Origin of the sequence: Candidatus Protofrankia californiensis (assembly GCF_900634765.1) — a bacterium.
Lineage (GTDB): Bacteria > Actinomycetota > Actinomycetes > Frankiales > Frankiaceae > Protofrankia > Protofrankia californiensis.
The window spans coordinates 26,711-29,119 of record NZ_CAAAFT010000407.1; the positions used below are offsets into that span (position 1 = coordinate 26,711).

General features: G+C 68.2%; 3 protein-coding genes. All 3 read left to right on the forward strand.

The genetic code is table 11. The features are described 5' to 3' along the window. On the forward strand, positions 1 to 222 hold a 222-nt coding region (locus DD1DGNOD_RS29935), incomplete at its 5' end, for a PucR family transcriptional regulator (RefSeq protein WP_241255878.1). 290 nt (positions 223 to 512) lie between these two features. Continuing rightward, on the forward strand, positions 513 to 1,511 hold the full coding sequence (locus DD1DGNOD_RS20895) for an ACP S-malonyltransferase (protein WP_131770878.1): 999 nt from the start codon (positions 513 to 515) through the stop codon (positions 1,509 to 1,511). Continuing rightward, positions 1,508 to 2,409: beta-ketoacyl-ACP synthase III (locus tag DD1DGNOD_RS20900; protein WP_131770879.1), on the forward strand; the 902-nt coding region annotated here is incomplete at its 3' end. The genes DD1DGNOD_RS20895 and DD1DGNOD_RS20900, both read left to right, overlap by 4 nt.

Sequence of the window (2,409 nt, forward strand, 5' to 3'; positions counted from 1 at the left end):
CCCCTGCGGGAGGCGGGGACACCGCTGCTGGCGACGGTGGGCGCCTACCTCGACTTCGGCGCCTCGCTGGAGGCCACGGCCCGGGCCCTGTACCTGCATCCCAACACGGTCCGTTACCGACTTCGCAAGGCTGCCGACGCCTGCGGGCTCGATCCGACCGACCATCGTGAACGGTTCACCCTGCACGTGGCGCTCATCCTGGGCCGGCTTGCCACGGTGTGATCGCCCGCGCGACCATTTGACTGATCGCTTTTATGATCGTCGACTGATCGCTTTTATGATCGATCACGACCACCATCGATCACGACCACCGCGGGTTCACCCGCTCCGGCCGGGCGGGACGTGTTGCCGCTACTTGTCGCCCCTGTCACTGGATTCCCCTCCGGCATGGTGATGGGCAATAAAGATGCGGGACGACCGAATCACTTTGTAGAGATCCCACAATGAGCCGACGACACAACGGTGAGTACTCGCCAGCGACAGCCAGCGGCTCGGAAGGGTTAGGTAGTCCGGTGCTCGCTATCCTCGCGCCAGGTCAAGGTGCCCAGACTCCAGGTCAACTGCAACCCTGGCTTGAGATCGGCGGTGTCGAGCCACGGTTGCGATGGTGGTCGGCGGCAGTCGGAATCGACCTTGTGGACGTCGGCTGCAACGGCTCCGCGGAGACGATCCGCGACACCGCCGTCGCCCAACCGCTGATCGTCGCGACCGGTCTTGTCGCCGCGGAACAGCTTCCCGTCCCCCGGACGGGAAATGTTCTCGTCGCCGGTCACAGTGTGGGTGAAATCACCGCTTCCGTACTGGCCGGTACCCTCGACGCCGAAAGCGCACTGGTGTTCGTCGCATTGCGCGGACGCGCAATGGCCGAAGCCGCGGGGCGTACCCCCACCGGTATGACCGCGGTTCTCGGTGGCGAGCCGGACGACGTCACCGAACATCTCCGGCGGCTGGACCTGACCGCCGCGAACCGCAACGGCGCCGGGCAGATCGTCGCGGCCGGTTCCCTCGAGTCACTGGCCCGTCTCGCCGAGGACCCGCCGCCCCGTACCCGACTGCGCTCACTGTCCGTGGCGGGCGCCTTCCACACCCACTTCATGCAGCCCGCGCGCGAGCAGCTCGCCGGGATCGCCCCGGGACTGCGCCCGCGGACGCCCGCCGTGGCACAGCTGTCCAACGCGGATGGTACTGTCGTCCGCAGCGGCCCCGACCTGGTCCAACGCCTCGTCGACCAGGTCGCCACACCGGTCCGGTGGGACCTGTGCCTGGCACGGATGCGCGATCTCGGGGTAACCGCCGTTCTGGAGCTACCACCCGCCGGAACGCTGGCAGGCATAGCCAAAAGGGAGCTCACCGGCGTGCAGATCCTCGCTCTGAAGACACCGGATGACCTGCCCACGGCCCGTGAACTGATCGCCCGCCACACGGACACGCCGACTGACGGCGGCCAGGAGGGCACCACCGACGCCCAGGCGGCGTCCACCGGTACCGGGCTGGTCGGAGTGACGCGGTGAGCGGCTCCCGGCTGATGGGGATCGGAACCTACCGCCCCGCACGTCTGGTGACCAACGACGACCTGGCCAAGCGCGTCGCGACATCCGACGAATGGGTCCGGTCGCGGACCGGCATCGCCACCCGCCGCATCGCCGACGCCGACGAAACCATCGTCGCGATGGGATCCATGGCCGCGGAAAAGGCACTTGCCGCGGCCGGTATCGACCCCACCGACCTCGACATGGTGCTGCTCGCGACCTGTACGAACCCGTCCCAGATCCCGGGTTCCGGGCCGCAGATCGCACACCGTCTGGGCGCCGTGCACGCGGGCGCGCTCGACATCAACGCCGGCTGCGCCGGTTTCTCGTACGCCCTGTCGGTGGCATCGGACATGGTCCGGGTGGGAAGCGCCCGGCACGTCCTGGTGGTGGCCGCCGAGCGGCTTTCAGACTATACCGACTGGGACGACCGCACCACCTGCATACTGCTTGCCGACGGAGCCGGCGCCGCGGTGGTCGGGCCCGCCCCGAACCAGGAGATCGGACCGGCGGTCTGGGGACACGACGGTGGAAAGGCCGGCGCCATCCGGGTTCCCGGATATGGTGACAACCTGTTCCGCATGGAAGGCCAGACCGTGTTCCGTTGGGCCATCACCCTGACACCGACGGTCCGGCGCGCATGCGAACTCGCCGGTGTCGAGCCCGCCGAACTCGCCGCTGTCGTCCCGCACCAGGCCAATCTCCGGATAATCGACGTATTGGTGTCCGGCATCGGTGCCACAAACGCTGTAGTCGCCCGGGACGTGGTTGACTCCGGCAACACCTCGGCAGCCAGCATCCCGCTGGCATTCAGCCGGATTCTCGACGGCGGCCAACTGCGACCGGGCGACCCCGTCCTGCTGTTCGGTTTCGGCGCCGG